Annotated in this window: 3 protein-coding genes; all 3 read left to right on the top strand. The window is 46.8% G+C overall.

Annotated features, from left to right (window positions below; all coding sequences use genetic code 11):
* Positions 1-222, top strand: a 222-nt coding sequence (locus B7X71_RS14600; RefSeq protein ID WP_293601169.1) for a carboxyl transferase domain-containing protein, incomplete at its 5' end; no start/stop codon positions are given.
* Positions 223-248: 26 nt separating this feature from the next.
* Positions 249-2,273 (top strand): acetyl-CoA carboxylase biotin carboxylase subunit, encoded by a 2,025-nt coding sequence (accC, locus tag B7X71_RS14605; protein WP_293601173.1) that lies wholly within the window; start codon positions 249-251, stop codon positions 2,271-2,273.
* Positions 2,274-2,280: 7 nt separating this feature from the next.
* Entirely contained in the window at positions 2,281-2,745 is a 465-nt protein-coding gene (locus tag B7X71_RS14610) for a VOC family protein (protein ID WP_293601171.1), read from the top strand.
* Positions 2,746-2,877 lie beyond the last annotated feature (132 nt).

Raw genomic sequence — 2,877 nt, forward strand, 5'->3', positions numbered from 1 at the left:
ATTATCTTCCGCGAAGAAAAATCGGATCCAGCAAAAATTGCAGCTCGCGAAGCTGAATACAAAGCTAAGTTTGCAAATCCATTTGTAGCGGGGCGACGTGGCTATATTGATGATGTGATCTTGCCGCATGAGACGCGTAAGCGCATCTCACGTTCTTTGGCCATGCTTAAAGACAAAGAGCTGACAAACCCACCGCGTAAACACGGCAATATTCCTCTCTAAGGCGCCGACAAATCATGACTACGAATATGTTTAAGAAAATATTGATTGCTAACCGCGGCGAGATTGCTTGCCGTGTAATGAAAACTGCCAAGAAGATGGGTATTAAGACGGTCGCCGTTTATTCTGAAGCAGACAAAGAGGCACGTCACGTGCAGATGGCTGATGAAGCGGTTTGCATTGGACCGGCACCTTCGCGCGAATCCTATTTAGTAATGGATCGTATTATTCAGGCCTGTAAAGATACGGGTGCAGAAGCGGTTCACCCAGGCTACGGCTTTCTTTCTGAGAATGAACAATTTGCAAAGCGCTGCGAAGAAGAGGGCATTGTATTTATTGGACCTAAGCATCAGTCCATTGCTGCCATGGGCGATAAGATTGCATCCAAAAAGCTTGCCTTAGAAGCCAAGGTTAATACCATTCCCGGCTACAACGAAGCGATTGATACCAATGAAGAAGCGGTCAAGATTGCTCAAGGCATTGGTTACCCAGTCATGATCAAAGCATCTGCAGGTGGCGGCGGCAAAGGTTTGCGTGTTGCATTTAATGATGAAGAGGCGTCCGAAGGTTTTGCTGCTTGCAAAACAGAGGCGATGAATAGCTTTGGTGATGATCGTATTTTCATTGAGAAGTTTGTTGAAGGTCCGCGTCATATTGAGATTCAGGTTCTGGGCGATTCACATGGCAATGTAGTCTATCTAGGTGAGCGTGATTGCTCTATTCAACGACGCCATCAAAAGGTCATTGAGGAAGCGCCATCCCCATTTATTGACCCTGCAACTCGTAAGGCAATGGGTGAGCAAGCTGTTGCATTAGCAAAGGCTGTGAACTATCAGTCTGCCGGTACCGTAGAGTTTGTTGTCGGCAAAGATAAGTCTTTCTACTTCCTGGAGATGAATACCCGCTTGCAAGTGGAGCATCCAGTGACTGAGGGTATTACTGGTCTAGATTTAGTTGAGCAGATGATTCGTGTTGCTGCGGGTGAGAAGCTAGCATTTAAGCAAGAGGATATTAAATTAGACGGTTGGTCTATGGAGTGCCGGATTAATGCGGATGACCCATTCCGTAACTTCCTGCCATCGACAGGTCGCCTAGTCAAATACCGCCCACCAGAAGAGTTAGATGGTGTGCGTGTTGATACTGGTGTCTTTGAGGGCGGCGAGATCCCGATGTATTACGACTCGATGATTGCCAAGTTGATTGTGCATGGCAAAGATCGTACTGAGGCGATTGAAAAGATGCGTGCCGCATTAAATGACTTTGTCATTCGTGGTATTCATTCAAACATTCCTTTCCAGGCAGCGCTTTTGCAGCATCCCCGCTTTGTCTCTGGCGACTTCACTACGGGTTTTATTGCTGAAGAGTATCCCGATGGATTCAAAAAGGATTCCGTGCAGCCAGTAGATCCAAAGCGTTTGGCTGCTCTATCGGCATTTATGCGCTACCGCTATCTTGAGCATATCCAAATGATTGACGGCCAGTTGGCCGGTCATGAGATGACGATTGCCAAGAAGTTTGTAGTCGTTACTGGTTCACGGGTTGGTTCGAATGAAGACATCAAAGAGATTCCGGTTCGTGTAGATCTGAAAGATGGCATTTACTCAGTCTACATTGAAGAAGAGGGCGATGTCAGCCGCTACAACATCGTTAGCAACTGGCGTCCTGGCGAGCTGTGCTTACGTGCAACCATCAACGGCACACATAAGATTACTGCTCAAGTTGAGCGCAAGGGTGTGAAATACGCACTTGTCTTGGATGGTGCACATTATGAGTGTATGGTCCTAAGCCCTCTAGGTGCTGAGCTTCAGCGTCGCATGTTGGTGAAGGTGCCACCAGATACCTCTAAGCTCGTGATGTCTCCAATGCCTGGCTTATTAACTAATATTTCCGTAAAAGTTGGCGAGGCGGTCACTGCAGGTCAAAAATTAGCTGCTATTGAAGCCATGAAAATGGAAAATACATTGGTTGCTGCGCAAGATGGTGTGGTTGCTGAGATTTGCGCCAATGTTGGTGAAAGCTTAGCGGTTGATCAATTAATCATTCGCTTCGAGTAAAGCAGTCATGACTAAACCATTCAAAATATTAGGCATTCAGCAAGTTGCGATTGGTGGCGAAAATAAAGATCGTCTCCGCAAGCTTTGGGTTGACTTATTAGGCTTTGAGTACAAGAGCACATTTGTCTCTGAGCGTGAGAACGTGGATGAGGATATTTGCGCTATCGGTAAAGGAGCTCATGAGATTGAGATCGATCTCATGCAACCCTTTGATATCGAAAAGAAGCCTGCTGTTCATCAAACCCCTTTAAATCATATTGGCCTATGGGTAGATGATCTCCCAAAAGCAGTGGAGTGGCTGTCTAGCCAAGGCTTACGCTTTGCTCCGGGGGGCATTCGTAAGGGTGCAGCTGGGTATGACATTACCTTTGTGCACCCCAAAGGTAATGAAGAGTTTCCGTTCTGTGGTGAGGGTGTTTTGATTGAGCTTGTCCAAGCTCCACCAGATATCATTGCAGGCTTGAGTTCTTAAGTATCAGAGAGTCCATATTTTGACCCGTATATTGGCCATCGACACCTCATCGGCTTGGTGTTCGGTGGCTTTATCTTTAGGTGATGTTGCACCCTTAGTTCGACACCAAAAGGTGTCGGCTGGCGCTAGCCA

The organism is Polynucleobacter sp. 39-46-10 (assembly GCF_002282275.1).